Source organism: Chryseobacterium oncorhynchi, assembly GCF_002899895.1.
Taxonomy (GTDB): Bacteria; Bacteroidota; Bacteroidia; order Flavobacteriales; family Weeksellaceae; genus Chryseobacterium; species Chryseobacterium oncorhynchi.
The window spans coordinates 207,292-223,676 of the sequence record NZ_PPEI02000004.1 but is presented as its reverse complement, the minus strand read 5'-3'; the positions used below and the strand labels follow the sequence as shown (position 1 = coordinate 223,676).

Below are 16,385 nucleotides of genomic sequence, written 5' to 3'. Positions count from 1 at the left end.
TATCATAGTCCCTAGAGGGTGTTATGATAGGGGGTGCTCTCCAAAAGACTTCTAGCCAGAGGAGCTAATCTTGGAGAAGAAATATGAACTGTTAAGAGAAATAAAGAAAAAATCCTAGCGAGAACCGGGATTTTTTCTTTATTAATTGATTAGGTAATGGAATAACGTTTCGGGGCTTGGAGAGGTTGCGAACTACACAACCGATTGTTTTCTATTAAAGATGAAATTTTTTGCGAACTGTAAACGTGGATTTACTACAAAATTCGCAATCTTGCCAAACGCCTGTTGTGCGATGTTTTTATTTTTCCAATGTTTCTATTAGCCAATTCAGGCAAACTTCGGAATCCATAATTGACCAAGAATGTGGATTTTTCGTTCCGTCTAATCGAACTCCTTTTCCTTGGCTAACGATTACTCTAGCGTTTTCATTTCCCATTATTTTTAATTGATTTATCATTGAGATGATATCAATTCCATTCCAATCATATAAGTCACGATGTCTTTGATTAATTAACCAATCTGTATCCAAATCAGTGAACATTAAAAGAGGTATTTTTTTTAAATACTTGGCGTTTCCGCCATCTTTTGCTCCATAAGAATAAATAGAATTTTCCAGATATTTTTCCGGAAATTGATCTGGAGATCCTCCATAAATACTGTCCCAATTATTCTTTATCCATTTTGCTTCATCTACTGCAGGCTGATAAATATTTCTTTCGATTTCTCTTTCGCAATATTTATAAAATCTTGCTTGGTCTAAAGGGGCATCTAATGCAAAAACTCCTTTTGGTATTAGAAAAAACTTTTCCGGATTTTTAGTTGCCTTTTCAGCGTAAGTTAAAGAAATCATTGCGCCACTTGAAAGGCCGCCGATTATAAATTTCTCTTTCGATACTTGATGCTTTGCGACAATTTCACTGAAAATTTTATCAAGTAATTTAAATTCTGCTTCTCGATTATCTGTTCCCCAATTGATTGATGGAACAATGACCATCATTCCTTTTTCAACTGCTATTTTTGGCAGAGTTATTTGTTTTAATGTATTTTCAACGAGTTCTCCACCAGAAGGAATAATCACTAAAACACCTTTAATACTAGTTTTTGGTACATATTTATAATAAAATAATTCTGTAGAATCATCATCATTAATGTACAGGTCAGAATCATCTGTTTTTGAAACAGATAGTTTTTCAAATTCTTGTGCTTTACAAGATAAAAGATTAAAAAATAGAGCAAAAATTAATATATTTTTCATTTTTATTTTTTTTCGGTCAAAATATCGTACAACATCCAAATTTACGCATTGCGATAATATAAAATATATACAATCGCGCGGTAACGAAAGGATCTGCTTTAAACAGGTTTATATATGTTTTACTTTGAAGCTTTAGATTTTTTAATACTCAAGGCTTTCTGTTGTATCCATTGTATGGCAGTATCAACAGGGGTTGTATCATTGCTGGAAGAAGTATTGTGTCCCAATTGAGGAAAAGAAGTATATTCGAAAGGTTTGCCCTGAGCTTTAAGGGTGTTCAATTGTTCTATACACAACTTTACCGGAATCTGTATGTCTTTTTCACCAAAAAGCCAAAGCCCGGGAATTGAAAGGGTATTCAGATAGGTTTTGGGGTCGGTGGCTACAAATTGATATTTGTCCGGATCATTTTTAGTATGCTCAATGGCATCAGCTTCGGTATGATTTTCCCAGAATTTTTTGTTTCCATTGGTATAAAACTGAAATCGAAGTTGTTCCAGAGTGGTAATGGTAGGGCCGCTAAATAACACCATAAAGTCAATTTGCGGATTTTTGTTTGCCGCCATCGGGATGATCCATCCTGCCTGACTGAAGCCAACTAATCCAATGGGTATTTTTTTATCTTTCAAATATTTTCGAAATGTTGCTACGGCTTCATTGGCATCCTGAGCCAATAAAGTAAGGTTAGCAGGGTCTATATTATTGGTGCCCACAGATGGACCTACATATACGCCACCAGATTCTCCAACTCCGCGTTTGTCGTAGGTGAATACAGCAATGCCTTCTTTGGCAAGACGTTTTGCAAATTCCATTTCTCTTTTTACCGGATCGGATCCATGAACAATCACAACTGCTGCAACTGGTTTTTTAGGCTCTAAAATAGAGCCTGCAAGAGTGATATCCTGACTTTCAAACTTTACATCCTGAATGGTAAAGTCAGTGGATTGTGAAAATACCATTTCTGGTAAAGCTATTAATAACAGCCAAATAAATAGGGTAGAAAAAAAGTTATTTTTCATGGGTCATCGTTGCGGGTCAAATATAATAAAAAAACCGCCCTATAAAAATAGAGCGGTTAGTATATCAAAGACAGCTCTTGCTACTTTCGTAGAGTTACTTTGTTAACAGATGTCTTTTATTTATTAAGTTTGATGACTCCGGCATAAGTTGCAATCCAAATTGAGCCATCTTTGTCTTTCGTTATTTTTTCACAATGAACACTAGGAACGTTTGAATTTTCATTTGTGTAGGTTTCCCATTTTTTTGAGTTTGTGTCATAGTTTAAAAGGCCAACTCCGTTTAATGTGATCCATAGCAAGTTGGTCTCTTCATCTAAATAAAAATCATTGATGGCATTTTCGCGAAACATTTTAGGATTTGAATGGCTTATTCTTGTCCATTTTTGTTGTAAATCTAATACATAGATTCCGGCTTCATCAGATGTATCGTTGTATAAGTCAAACCATAGATTCCCTTTTTTATCTTCGTAGATTTTTGAAATGTAGGCTTTTGATAAAGGTGAATTTTTCTCGTTTAACAGTTTTGTTACCCCGTTTTCAATAATTACGTTTCCGTCAAAGGTTCCAATCCAAATTCTATCTTTTTTGTCTACATAAACACCAAGGGTTTTGTCTGTTGGTAGATTTGAATTTTGTTTGTTAATTACTGACCAATTCTTTCCGTCAAACTTTGCTACACCATCCCAAGACGTAAACCATACATTATTGGAATGGTCCACAAATATTTTTCGTGCCCAATTTATAGGAGAATTTATTGAGTCGTATTTTGTCCAGTTTTTATTGTCATATCTGTAAACATCGTAATCGGCAATAAACCACTTATTGTTATTTTTGTCAACTTCTAAATCTCGTATTGATTGTGTTTCATTTTTATTATAAGGAGGAGAGGATATTGATGTATTTTTTGAGTTAAAATGTTGCCATTTCCCATTACTTATTTTTACAATTCCATTATCTGTTCCAATCCAAATATTATTGTCCAAATCATTGGCAACAGCCCTTGTCATATCCCAGGGTAATTCAGAGTTTTGTTGAGTAAATACGGTCCAATCTTTGGAAAGTTTTTCTTTATCCGTTCCTTTTATATCAGGGGTTCCAACAGATTTTGCATTTGATTGATTTTTAAAGTCAAAGACTCTACGTTTTGCGGAAAAATTGCTGTTTTCAAATTCAAAAATTAGCGAGACAGAGCTATTTGTTTTTTTATTTTCTGAAATGGCAGGTTCCCAATTTGATGTTGAGTTTATTGCATTTTGTAATCCTAATTTTTTTGAGGAGATATTAGTTTTGTTTAATGAACTTAGTAGGCAAGGCTTTCCATATTCGTCAATTAAAATTTGTACTTCAATACTTCCGGTTATTTGACTCAAACTCTTTTTATCAAATTTGCTCAGCAGTTCATTTATTATTGAGTTTTGAGGCTCAGCTTTTGTTTCTCCACAATCAAGACAAAAAGAAGCTAAATTACAGTCTTTGTATTTTTCAGGATAAAGATTTTGAGAATAACTCAATGTGAAACTAAAGAGAGTCAATAATAAAAGTATAATTCTTTTCATTTTAGATTATTTTTCATGGGTCATAGTTATTTATCAAATATAATAAAAAACCGCTCTATAAAATAGAACGGTTTTAGTTTATATATAGTAGTTAAGACTACATCATTCCTGGCATTCCACCACCCATTGGCATAGCTGGTTCAGCGCTCTTCACTTCAGTGATCACACATTCAGTTGTAAGAAGCATTCCAGATACAGAAGCTGCATTTTCAAGGGCAACTCTTGTTACTTTCGTAGGGTCAATGATTCCTGCTTCAAGCATGTGAACATACTCGTCAGTTTTCGCGTTGTATCCGAAGTCACCTGTTCCTTCTGCTACTTTAGCAACAATTACAGAACCTTCTCCACCTGCGTTAGCAACGATTTGTCTTAATGGCTCTTCGATTGCTCTTTTCACGATTTTGATACCCGTGTTTTCGTCAGCGTTAGCACCAGAAAGGCTGTCTAGAGATTTGATTGCTCTTACTAAAGCAACACCTCCACCAGCAACGATACCTTCTTCAACAGCTGCTCTTGTAGCGTGAAGTGCATCATCAACTCTGTCTTTTTTCTCTTTCATTTCAACTTCAGAAGCTGCTCCTACGTAAAGTACAGCAACACCACCAGCTAACTTAGCTAATCTTTCCTGAAGTTTTTCTTTATCATAATCAGAAGTAGATGTTTCCATCTGAGCTTTGATCTGAGCCACTCTTCCTTTGATTTTAGCTTCGTCACCACCACCGTTTACAACAGTTGTGTTGTCTTTATCAATCGTTACTTTCTCAGCAGTTCCAAGCATATCTAAAGAGATGTTTTCCATAGTGAAACCTTGCTCTTCAGAGATTACCTGACCTCCTGTAAGGATAGCGATATCTTCTAACATTGCTTTTCTTCTGTCTCCGAATCCTGGAGCTTTTACAGCAGCAATTTTAAGAGAACCTCTTAGTTTGTTTACTACCAAAGTAGCTAAAGCTTCTCCTTCTACTTCTTCAGAGATAATTAATAGAGACTTACCACCTTGTGCAATTGGCTCAAGAACTGGAAGTAATTCTTTCATTGAAGAGATTTTCTTCTCTACTAAAAGGATATATGGATTTTCTAGTTCAGCTAACATTTTCTCAGGGTTAGTCACGAAGTAAGGTGACTGGTAACCTCTGTCAAACTGCATTCCTTCTACAACGTCAACAGTTGTATCAATACCTTTAGCTTCTTCTACAGTAATTACCCCTTCTTTTCCAACTTTTCCGAAAGCTTCAGCGATTAAAGTACCGATAGTTTCGTCGTTGTTAGCAGAAACTGAAGCAACTTGCTTCACCATTTCTGTAGAATCTCCAACCGTTTTAGATTGAGATTTTAAGTTTTCAACAACTACAGTTACTGCTTTGTCGATTCCTCTTTTAAGATCCATTGGGTTAGCACCAGCAGCTACATTCTTAAGACCTTCTCTTACGATAGCCTGTGCTAAAACAGTAGCGGTAGTAGTACCATCTCCTGCAATATCATTAGTTTTGGACGCAACTTCTTTTACCATTTGCGCACCCATATTTTCTACTCTGTCTTCAAGTTCGATTTCTTTTGCAACAGAAACACCGTCCTTAGTTACGTGAGGAGCACCGAAAGATTTTTCGATTACTACGTTTCTACCTTTAGGACCTAAAGTTACCTTTACCGCATTAGCCAATGCATCTACACCTCTCTTTAAAGCGTCTCTTGATTCAATATCGAATTTTATTTCTTTTGCCATAATTTTTTATTGTATTAATGTACTTTGTACAATGTATTAATGATGTTGTATCCCGAAAAATATCATTTTACAAGAATACATTTTACTTTTTACAAATTAACCGATGATTCCTAATAGATCAGCTTCTCTTACGATTAGATAGTCTTTCCCTTCTAACTTTAATTCAGCACCTGAATATTTTCCATAAAGAACTTTGTCACCTACCTGAACAGTTGTAGGCTCATCTTTTTTACCAGGACCTACTGCCACTACAGTACCTTCTTGCGGCTTTTCCTTTGCAGTGTCCGGGATAATAATACCTGAAGCTGTTTTAGTTTCTGCAGCAATTGGTTCTACCAATACTCTGTCTGCTAATGGTTTAAAGTTTACTGACATAATATATTTATTTTTTAATTATTCCTGTCTAATAAGACTCTAAATGTATGCCATGAGGCGCTGGTGGATGAAATGGCAGACTTTTATTTCCTAATGTGAAAATTTGGCAGAAAAATAAAAAAAGCCGGAATTTTCCGACTTTTATTTTTGTATGTTATGAGTTGATTATACTATGGACAGTGCTGCCCTGGGCCTATCCACAGGATACATTGTCCTTTGTAATTGTACTCGCAGCAAAAGCGTCCTACCGCTCCGCCGTTGATTGTTTTCTGAGCGTCTCTGCTTAATAATTTAGCATTTTTCATAGTTAATAATGTTTTATTTGTACTATTCCTGAACATTTAAAGTCAATCAGGCTTTTGACATTTGGTGTTGAAGTGTTAATTCAAATATAAAACTTTTTCCTTAATATGTGATATATTTTTCTGATTTATTTTTTAATTAAACATTTGGTTATCAGTTTAATGGTTCTGTTTTATGGTTTCCATGTGCATTTTTTTTTCATTCATATCGATGTCTTGTCTCATCATTTTTCTTGTTTCGGGATCAATGTAATAGGTAGCATTTGTTGTCTTATCACTGATGTCATCGGTCGTTTTTACAGCCCAGACCTTTTTGCCGTTCAGGTCGGTTTTCTTGACCTCCAGAATATAGGCTTTGATTACTCCTTTTTTAGGCCGTGGATTATAATCGAAAATGGAAAGCTCAGCGGTAGTATTTTCTTTCAACGGAGAAAAACGGATCAACATAGGGTAGCTGCTGCTGTCAAAATAATTTTCTGCAGGAATTTCTATATCTTCTTTTTGCTGGGTCTTTTTATCAAGATAATCTCCGGTTACTTTGCTTTTATTATAGATAAGAGCCATATTTCTCATTATATTAAAAGATGAATGTTGTACCGGTTGAAAATCAGAAGTTTTTACAATGGCGGAATCTATCCAGCTGGCATCAGGCATCTGTTTCATTTTAACCGTTGTTTTAATGAGCAGATCGGTTTTGCTGAGCTTTTTAACAGTTAGTTACGCTGATATTTAAAAAATTATATGATAAAATGAGGTAAGGATAATAATTATAAAATGGAACTAGGCAGAAAGTGTTTTGCTTTTCTGATGTTGATTGATCTTTGAAATAATGGCACCTGAAACTGCAATTCCTATAAAATTGGTGACAGATCTGGCTTCATTCATAAAACGATCTACACTGTAAAGAAGTGCAATATCTGTCAAGGGAATTTTACCGAATCGGTTCAACGTGAAAATAAGAGCCAGAAATCCTGATCCCGGCACTCCGGAGGCTGTTTTTGAAGTAATGGAAATAATAATAAACAACCAGATGTAATCTTGAATGTTCAATGAAATATTATAGAACTGCACAAGAAAACAACAGGTTACAGAAAGATAGATACAGGCTCCGGCAAGGTTGAAATTATATCCCAAAGGAATAATAAACCTTAAAATTTTTCTACTATATCCCTGAGATTCCATTTTCTCAAAAATTAAAGGGAATGCTGTTTTTGAGGAAGAAGTACTGACAACCAGAATAATTTCTTCTTTAATGTCTAATAAAAATTTCCAGAGATTAAATTTAAAGAGGTAAGAAACAAGCCCCAGAACTCCAAAAATAAATACAATATCTGCAATATATACGGTAGCAACCACTTTACTCAAAGGTAAAAGAGTATTAATGCCATATACAGCAACACCATAAGCGATATTACAAAAAATAATAAGGGGTAGAATGATGTAAAGATATTTAATGACTGTATAGAAAATGTTTCCGCCACGATCCAGTATACTCAGAAACTTTTCTTTTTTGGGAGTAAGGTTCATGGCAATTCCCATCAAAATAGAGAGCAGAAGAAAAATACCATGTCTGTTAAGATATAAAAGGATAGATAAACTGCCGTCTTTGATTTCAAATGTCTTGGGAAGAGAGGTATTGATTCTGGTGACATCAATTCCTGTATCAGATCCGGGCTGCATCACTAACCCAAAAACGAAACCGATCATGATGGCTACGGAACTCATGATCAAAAAGTATAGAATTGTTTGGCCTATCACATTTCGTGCATTTTTGATTTCGGACAGTTGACTGATTCCATACATGACTGCCATAAAGATAACGGGAAGAATGAGGGTTTCAAGAATCATAAAAAAATACCGGCTTACCACTCCCAGCTTGATGCTTTGCTCGGGAGCGTAGTGGCCCGCCAATACTCCGCCCATCATTGCTGTAAAGACATACAATGTAAGGTTTTTAAGGTATTTGCCGGTGAATGTTTTTTGAGATTCTAGAGGATTCATCTGGAGAAATAAGCTGTCTTTATAAAACTAATTTTTAATTTTGATTACTATTTTGTGAAGTTGAAGATAACAATTATTCATCAAATTCTTATTATATGGTTCCAAGAAGCAAGGCTCCTATTAGCATGATAATCGATGATCCGATGGCCCACTTTAAAGTATATTTCAAATGATCTGAGTATTCTACCCCTGCTAATGATACCAACAGGTAAGTGGAGGGAACCAACGGACTTAGTAAATGGGAAGCCTGTCCTACAAGACTTGCTCTTCCTAATACTTCTGAAGCAATACCCATTTGATGTCCTGTTGCCTCAATAATAGGTAATATCCCGAAATAATAAGCATCATTTGTGAGGAAAAATGTAAGGGGAACACTGAAGATGGCTGTAATAATATTCAGGTAGCCGCCCCAGCTTTTGGGAACAATATCTATCATGCTGTTACCCATGGCCTGCATAATTCCGGTTCCATTAAGAATACCGGTGAAAATTCCTGCTCCAAAAATCATCCCTGCTACAGATAATGCATTGCCTGCATGTTTTGAAATAATTTTCTGCTGATCTTTCAGCTTAGGATAATTGATGACAGAGGCAATACAAAAAGCAATCATAAAAGCGATTCCCAATGGAACGATATCTAATATCATCACTGTTAATAAAATAAGTGTTAACAGTAGATTTACCCAGATCAGTTTCGGACGGAGAAGCTTAGGGTCAGATTCTCCGGCAATATCACTAGCGGCATATTTCGTATATTTTCCGTATTGTGCGATGCGTTTTTTTTCTTTTTTTCCTAAAATATAAGCTACAAATATTACCCAAATAATTCCTAAAGCCATAATGGGAATCATAGGAACAAAAATTTCTGTATGTCCTAGTTTTAAAGAACTCATCACTCTTGCAGTGGGACCTCCCCAAGGTAAAATATTCATAATTCCTCCGGCCAGCATAATAATACAGGTCAGCGTAAGGGGATTCATTCCTTGTTTTTTATATAATGGGAGCATAGCGGCAACTACAATGATATAAGTAGAAGATCCGTCACCATCCAAAGAAACCAATGTGGTAAGAATGGCTGTTCCAATAGTCGTTTTTACTGGGTTGTCTCCAACGGCTTTTAAAATAAGATTGACTAAGGGTTCAAAAAGCCCGGTATCTATCATTAAGCTGAAATAAAGAATAGCAAAAATGAGCATCACCCCGGTAAGGGCTATTTCCTTTACTCCATTCTTCATCATTTCTCCCAATTGAGATCCAAAACCTGCTAAAAATGCGATTGCTACAGGAATAATGACTAAGGCGGTAAGAGGTGTCATCTTTTTATTCATGATAAGCACCATGAAAATGATGATCATCAAAAATCCAAGGAGTGTAAGCATAAGTGAATGTATTTTTAGTTATTTGTTTTTATTTTTTCTCCAGTCAAAATTGTTTCGGAAACCAACATAGGCATAGTTACTGGTAGATCCGGTTTCCAGCTGGTTGATGAATGCCACTTCGATTGCCGAGTTTTTTCCTGTTTTTATTCCTATTCCGGCAGTTAAACGGTTACTGTCGAATGTCTCTTCTTTGCTGGCATTCATTCGGATTTCATTTTTTAGAATTCCATAGAATTTTTCTTTTTCTCCAGCTCTATTGAATGGAATTCTTAGAGAAATAAGGTAACGTAGTCTTACAATGAACTCATCCGGATTACTGATAAACCGTTCTTCTACACGGAACCGGTGCGAGATAGAAGTTCTTCCTATGTTTCCGCCCAGACTTACCTGTTGGAAAGGCCTTTTTTCATACCTTTCTTTTTTAGAATTATCAGATTTGTAGGAATCCAGAATAAGGAACATCATTCCTAAAGCTGGCCTTACCTCGTTGGCGACTTCATAATCCACATAAGCGGAAACCAGAAAAAGCCTGGTGTCATAAGCCAAATCAAAAGACCTGTACTGGGAAAGGGCTGTCAATGTACTTTTGTCTGTCAATTTTGCAGACATCAGGTACTGAAACCACATATTATAAGTGTCCCGGCTTTGAGCGTAGGTAAACTGACTGATCACCAATAGGAAAAAGGTGATTAATGATAATTTAATTTTCATGTAATACTGAATTAATATCCTGCTTTTTCAAATATATTTATAAGAAACAGCCGTGAGTTTATTTTTCAATCAATGGCAGTTTTTATCAGTGAACTGCAATCCGGGGAGAAAAAGGTGTTATATTTGGAAGATTGAAAATTGGATATTTTAGATGTTTTTTATTATAAATATTGTATTTATATTGTTGATTTTTAGAATCTTACTTAATGGTAAGGTTTTGAAAAGACTGATGGAATATCATTGGGGGTTTTTGCTGAAATTTCAGCATGCTTTATTCTTTTTATTCTTTTTTATCATCATTTTTTTCACCGAAAATTACTTTTTAGATGTCCCTCAACTCATTTGGTCCGTATTATTTGTTATAATTTTCAATATTGGAATTTACTATCTGGTCTATTTTTATCTTGTCCCCAGGTTTTATCTTTCTAATAAGTATCCGGAATTTATTTTGTATGCATTTATCTGTTTTTTGGTTTCAAGCCTTTTTAGGATTTTACTGGAGCCTGCGGTATTCCATATGAAGTTTAATGAAACTCTGTCCAATACAAAATTTTTATATAATGTATACACCGCACAAGGCATTGTTATTCTTGTGGCTTCATTTCTAGGAATCACGAAAGATAAATTTTTGATTGAGCAGGATTTTAAGGAATTGGGTGAGGAAAAAGATCAGCTGCATCTGAATCTTTTGAAATCGAAGTTAAATCCTCATTTCCTCCTGAATACCCTTAATAATATTTATTCTAAAAGTTTTAATCCATCCGAGAGTACTTCTGAATCTATTTTGCAGCTCAGTAGATTGCTGCAGTATGTTATTTATGATACCAATAAGGAGAAGATTACCCTCATGCAGGAGTTTTCTTCTATTAAATCTCTGATTGGGCTCTACCAGCTAAAGTATAATAATTTGCTGGATATCAATTTTAAAATAGAAGATGAAGAAACATTGGAACTCATTGAGGTTCCACCCTCTGTTTGTCTTACCTTATTTGAAAATGCTTTGAAGCATTCGGCGGTAGGAATTGAGGATAATAGTTTTATCAGGGTATGCTACAAAATAGAAAATCAGGAATTTTTATTCGAAATAAAAAATTCTGTAGCACAAAACCGAAATCTTATCGGCAACTTTAATGATAATGGGTTAGGAAATGAAGCGGTCATCAGTATTTTGGAAAAATATTACCCGGAAAGATTTACTTTTATATCTGAAGAAATTGGAAATAATATATACGAGACTATGTTAAAAATTAAATTATAATGGCAAACCTTACTATCGTAGGAGTGGATGATGAATATCCTGCATTGGAACTTATCCGACATTATTGTGATCAGATAGAAGATGTAGATTTGCTGGAGATATTTCAGAATCCTGAGGAAGCCCTTCAATATTTACAGAAGAATACAGTGGATCTTGTTATTCTGGATATTAATATGCCTTATATTAATGGAATTGACCTTTTGCTAAAGTTACCCTATAAACCACTATGTATATTTCTTACGTTAGAAACTCAATATGCAGTCAAAGCATTTGAATTGGATGTTGTGCATTATCTGGTGAAGCCCGTAGATTTTGAAACATTTAAAAGGGCAGTTTATAAAGCAAAAGATTTTTTACAGTTTAAGAAGTCTGCCGAAGATAAAAAGCATGAAGATTTTATCATGTTTAAGTCTAACTATATTATGAATAAAGTCCTGTTGCAGGACATAAAATGGATACAGGGCTTTGGAGAATATATTATTTTGATCACTCATTTGAAAAAGTATATGATTCTGGAAAGGATGTCTAATTTTGAAGAGAATTTTCAAAATCTGGGATTTATCAGAGTTCATAAATCATATATTGTTCTCTTTTCACATATCAGTTCATACGATTCTAATACAATTTATCTGAAAGGTGGTGAGCAGCTTCCATTGGGAAGAACCTATAAAAAACACTTGAAAGAATATTTTGGATAAAAAGCTGAAAAATATAGTTTTACTTTTTGTAGATAATCTTATTGAAAAATACAAAAGCTCACTGTATCAGTGAGCTTTTGTAATATATTTCAAGGGCATGACTGCTTATAATCGTCAAGGAGTTTTTTGTACATTTTGGTGTATAACTCAGTTTTGTAATGCATATTGATTCTTGCGGCTTCTGCTCCCTTTTTTCCCTTTACCATTGCCTTTCTTTCCACATCGGATTCTTTTTTATTTTCCTTAAAGGTTTTATTGGAGAAATAATCATTCTTTCTGGCTTCATCTACTTTTTTCAGAAATTCAGGACAGTCGGCACCTACGATTTCATAAGCTGTATAAAACTTCTTATAGAGCGCTTTCATATTGAATAATGCCAAAGGAGTTAATGAACTGTAATCTACCGGGGCAACGGCAACCGTCTCACCAGGCTTGCTGAGGTAAATCATGACATATGTCAGCTGGCAGGTGTCTTCATTTCCGTCAAATCCTGTTGCAAAATTATTTCCATAGTTTGCTTTGCACATCATGCTTCTGTACCCGTACAGATTGATTGGCCCTTTTTCCATCAAAGGAAGCATCAATACTCTTCCTTCTGATTCCATTTTCAAGTCGTTATTGATCTCCTTTACAATTCTTTTATCCAGTTGAAAAACCTCATTGGTGTCCTCGTTGGTATAGATAAGACTTTTGATATCAGATACAGGAATCAGTTGTATGTCTTTATCTTCTTTTGAAGATTTGAACTTCACTTCTTTCCTATCTAAATGAGCACTTTTCTCACTATTTCCTCCTATAAACTGGAATGTTGCAACATCGGGCAGTGTAAAATCCTGAGCAACTCCTTTTTTCGTGCTTCCGTCTTCCATAAGGATTTCGATCGGAAGAAAATCTCTTTTGCCTGTATAGAACTGCAGAGATTGGGCACATAGGGTAGAGGCTGTCACAAAGGACAGTAATAAGATCGTAAGTTTTTTCATGGTTATTGTTAATGATTGTATTAGCTTTTTCCTGCAGCCTGCATTGGATTTACTTTTCCATTTGAGCTTCCTCTCACAGGGCCTCCTTCCTGTTTTTGTTTAAAGAGCTGGAACTTTGAAGTTTCTGTACCAGAACCATTATTGCTCCAAAGATTATTATTAGTATCAATATCAGCTGTTTCTCTCATTGGATCAAGCTGAATCGACTTTAGTTTTTTATCAAAATAATAAGTCTTGGAAACTTTCTGCTCATTCAATCTCCAGATCTGTGCAGATGACTTATCATACAATTTTGTACCATCTTCAAATGTGAATTCAAGGATGATAGGCATTACCAGTCCGCCCTTATTCACAAAGTCAATTTGATAGGCTGTAATATTTTTGAATTTCTCCTTATCCTTAGCATCCAAAGGCAGGGTAGCCTCTGTTTTAGAAGTATATTCCTTTGTACTTGGTTTTTCCTGACCTCTGTCATATCGATAATAGAAATCCTGAGCATCTTTATCTCCGTCTACATAGAATTTGATATTCTTGTCTTCTCTATTTCTGATTTTTGAGATATCTTCAAAACTGCTTACCAATGGTTTTTCAGCCTGATATTTTATTTCTTCAACGGCCTTTGGATTAGTATCCAGATTAGGAGTTGCTATTGTTACCTTATCAATGGCAATATCTACAGGATCTGTTCCGTAGAACCATCCTCTCCAGAACCAGTCAAGATCTTCACCACTCGCATCCTCCAGTGTACGGAAAAGATCTGCAGGTTCAGGGTGTTTGAAAGCCCATCTTTTTGCATAGGTTTTGAAAGCTTTATCAAAAAGTTCTCTTCCCATAATTGTTTCACGAAGAATATTCAATCCTGTAGCAGGTTTTGAATACGCATTTGGACCATACTGAACAATGTTTTCAGAATTACTCATGATAGGTTCCAACTGGTCTTTCGGAAGTTTCATATAATCTACGATCGTCCATGCCGGACCTCTTTTGGAAGGGAACTTGTTGTCCCATTTTTCCTCCGTAAGATATTCTGTGAATGTATTCAACCCTTCATCCATCCATGCCCACTGTCTCTCATCTGAGTTAATGATCATAGGGAAGAAGTTGTGTCCCACTTCATGGATAACTACTCCTATCATTCCATTTTTAGTTCCTTCAGAATAGGTTCCGTCTTTTTCAGTTCTTCCGAAGTTGAAACAAATCATAGGATATTCCATTCCACTGGCAGCTTCTACAGACTGTGCAACAGGGTATGGATAAGGAATAGTAAATTCCGAATATGTTTTAATAGTATGCGCTACTGCCTTTGTGGAAAACTTTCTGTAAAGACCGTAAGATTCTTTAGGGTAGAAGCTCATAGCCATTACTTTATTATTGTTTTCGGGAATTGTTACACGCATTCCGTCCCAAACAAATTTTCTGGAAGAGGTCCATGCAAAATCTCTGACATCTTTAGCCTCAAAAACCCAGGTTTTTCTTTGTTTTGAATGATTTTTCTCAGCTTTTTTAGCCTCATCCAATGTTACAATTTCAATAGGTTCAGAAGCATTTTCAGCCTTTCTGTATCTTGACAGCTGATCAGAAGTTAATACCTGATCATAGTTTTTACATTCACCTGTTCCGCCTACAATATGATCTGCGGGTACATTCATTGAAACTTTAAAATCTCCGAAAACCAAAGCAAATTCACCTCTTCCGGTAAACTGATGGTTTTGCCAGCCCTGAAAGTCACTATACACACACATTCTCGGATACCATTGCGCCATAGTGTAAAGATCATTACCATCTTCAGGGAAGTTTTCATAACCGCCACGGCCGCCCATCTTCATTCTGTTGGAGATATTGTAGTTCCAGTCTACCTTAAAAACAAACTTTTCTCCCTTTTTTAAAGCTTTTGGAAGATCAATACGCATCATGGTTTTGTTGACCGTAAACTTTAGAGGATTTCCTGAAGCATCCGTTACTTTTTCAAGACTTACCCCATAGCCATTATCCTTTACAGGAAGTTCCGTTACCTTTAATTGGGTATCATTAGTGGAAGCAGGGAGCTTTGTGGGGGTATCATATCCGGCATTTCTTATACTTGAATGTTCATTTTCATCAAGCTGAAGCCAAATATAATCCAGTTCATCCGGAGAATTATTATAATAAGTAACAGTTTCTGAACCTTTCAGATTTCTTTTGTCCTCATCAAGGTAAGCAGTAATGTTGTAATCAGCTCTGTTTTGCCAGTATCCATGTCCCGGAGCACCAGAAGCTGTTCTGTAAATATTGGGTGTTGGTAGAATAGTTCCCAGCTGCTCAAACCTGTTTCCATGATTGCTGCCCGGGTTATTCTGAATATTTTGTGCGGTGAAACCTGTATATGAGAATACAGAAAGTGAAAGTATAGCAACTTTTAGTTTCATAACCGAAAAGATTTAATAATTATCAAAGATAGTAATAAGCTGTTGAAATATTGCAAATATTTCACGTTTAGAAAGGAATTCTTTCCAATGCCATTTTTAAAGATAAAGCGAGTACTCCGGATGAGACAAAGAGAATCCAATCCTTTTTATTTACTTTAAAAATATTGAGAAGAATAAATAAGACCACTAAAATAGCAAAAACAATAACGATCTGGCCAAGTTCCAATCCGATATTGAAACCCAGCAGAGGAATGGCTATACCTTGGCTTTTTGCAATCATAACCCTTGCTGTATTGGCAAAACCCATCCCATGAACAAGCCCGAAGATTAAAGCAAGATAGTAATTAGCCCGCATTAAGGTCTGTTTTTGATTTTTCATGATAATGTTATCCAAAGAAGTAAGAACAATGGTTAACGGAATTAAAAATTCAACCCAATCAGAGGGAACCCTAAATACATCCAGAATACTTAGAGCTAGGGTGATGGAATGTCCGATGGTGAATGCTGTCACAAGGATCAATATTTTTTTCCAGTCACTGTAAGAATAAACAGCAATGAGCGCCAATACAAACAGCTGATGATCCAAGGCATCCAAAGAAATAATATGTTCCCATCCAAGGTTTAAATAAAATAGAAAATCCTGCATTTAGTAATAGATTGTTAGTTTTGTTGATTGTGTTAAATTCTTAAAATTGATGGTTTTTGATATGTAATATTTGTTAAT

At 35.4% G+C, this 16,385-nt stretch carries 14 protein-coding genes; 2 read left to right on the top strand and 12 right to left on the bottom strand.

Annotation, left to right across the window (positions count from 1 at the left end; genetic code table 11):
• Positions 1-298 precede the first annotated feature (298 nt).
• The 9 genes from C1638_RS14555 to C1638_RS14515 form a co-directional block, all read right to left on the bottom strand.
• On the bottom strand, positions 299-1,255 hold the full coding sequence (locus C1638_RS14555; protein ID WP_109622122.1) for a hypothetical protein: 957 nt from the start codon (positions 1,253-1,255) through the stop codon (positions 299-301).
• A gap of 119 nt (positions 1,256-1,374) precedes the next feature.
• Positions 1,375-2,274 (bottom strand): alpha/beta hydrolase family protein, encoded by a 900-nt coding sequence (locus C1638_RS14550; RefSeq protein ID WP_109622120.1) that lies wholly within the window; start codon positions 2,272-2,274, stop codon positions 1,375-1,377.
• A 116-nt stretch (positions 2,275-2,390) separates the two neighbouring features.
• Positions 2,391-3,830: a ligand-binding sensor domain-containing protein gene (locus tag C1638_RS14545; RefSeq protein WP_109622118.1), complete on the bottom strand. Its 1,440-nt coding sequence runs from the start codon at positions 3,828-3,830 to the stop codon at positions 2,391-2,393.
• Between the two features lie 97 nt (positions 3,831-3,927).
• Positions 3,928-5,553, bottom strand: coding sequence for a chaperonin GroEL (gene groL, locus C1638_RS14540; protein WP_109622116.1), 1,626 nt, complete (start codon positions 5,551-5,553; stop codon positions 3,928-3,930).
• Positions 5,554-5,649: 96 nt separating this feature from the next.
• Positions 5,650-5,928, bottom strand: coding sequence for a co-chaperone GroES (locus C1638_RS14535; RefSeq protein WP_034696138.1), 279 nt, complete (start codon positions 5,926-5,928; stop codon positions 5,650-5,652).
• Between the two features lie 461 nt (positions 5,929-6,389).
• A complete protein-coding gene (locus C1638_RS14530; RefSeq protein WP_438829982.1) occupies positions 6,390-6,917 on the bottom strand; it encodes a DUF3108 domain-containing protein in 528 nt (175 codons plus the stop codon).
• A gap of 93 nt (positions 6,918-7,010) precedes the next feature.
• Positions 7,011-8,231 carry a cation:dicarboxylate symporter family transporter gene (locus tag C1638_RS14525; RefSeq protein WP_109622114.1) on the bottom strand — a complete coding sequence of 407 codons (1,221 nt, stop codon included), beginning with the start codon at positions 8,229-8,231 and terminating at the stop codon, positions 7,011-7,013.
• A gap of 91 nt (positions 8,232-8,322) precedes the next feature.
• Positions 8,323-9,609, bottom strand: a complete 1,287-nt coding sequence (locus tag C1638_RS14520; RefSeq protein WP_109622112.1) for a CitMHS family transporter — start codon at positions 9,607-9,609, stop codon at positions 8,323-8,325.
• Positions 9,610-9,627: 18 nt separating this feature from the next.
• On the bottom strand, positions 9,628-10,320 hold the full coding sequence (locus C1638_RS14515; protein ID WP_109622110.1) for a DUF2490 domain-containing protein: 693 nt from the start codon (positions 10,318-10,320) through the stop codon (positions 9,628-9,630).
• Between the two features lie 517 nt (positions 10,321-10,837).
• Here C1638_RS14515 and C1638_RS14510 point away from each other — a divergent pair.
• Positions 10,838-11,578, top strand: coding sequence for a sensor histidine kinase (locus C1638_RS14510; RefSeq protein WP_228428164.1), 741 nt, complete (start codon positions 10,838-10,840; stop codon positions 11,576-11,578).
• Positions 11,578-12,276, top strand: coding sequence for a LytR/AlgR family response regulator transcription factor (locus C1638_RS14505; RefSeq protein ID WP_109622108.1), 699 nt, complete (start codon positions 11,578-11,580; stop codon positions 12,274-12,276). Before C1638_RS14510 ends, C1638_RS14505 begins: the two co-directional genes overlap by 1 nt.
• 89 nt (positions 12,277-12,365) lie before the next feature.
• Here C1638_RS14505 and C1638_RS14500 read toward each other — a convergent pair whose 3' ends face one another.
• The 3 genes from C1638_RS14500 to C1638_RS14490 all read right to left on the bottom strand — a co-directional run bounded on the left by C1638_RS14500 (position 12,366) and on the right by C1638_RS14490 (position 16,307).
• On the bottom strand, positions 12,366-13,256 hold the full coding sequence (locus tag C1638_RS14500; RefSeq protein ID WP_109622106.1) for a hypothetical protein: 891 nt from the start codon (positions 13,254-13,256) through the stop codon (positions 12,366-12,368).
• Between the two features lie 20 nt (positions 13,257-13,276).
• Positions 13,277-15,661 carry a M1 family metallopeptidase gene (locus C1638_RS14495; protein WP_109622104.1) on the bottom strand — a complete coding sequence of 795 codons (2,385 nt, stop codon included), beginning with the start codon at positions 15,659-15,661 and terminating at the stop codon, positions 13,277-13,279.
• Between the two features lie 67 nt (positions 15,662-15,728).
• Positions 15,729-16,307, bottom strand: a complete 579-nt coding sequence (locus C1638_RS14490; RefSeq protein WP_109622102.1) for a HupE/UreJ family protein — start codon at positions 16,305-16,307, stop codon at positions 15,729-15,731.
• Positions 16,308-16,385 lie beyond the last annotated feature (78 nt).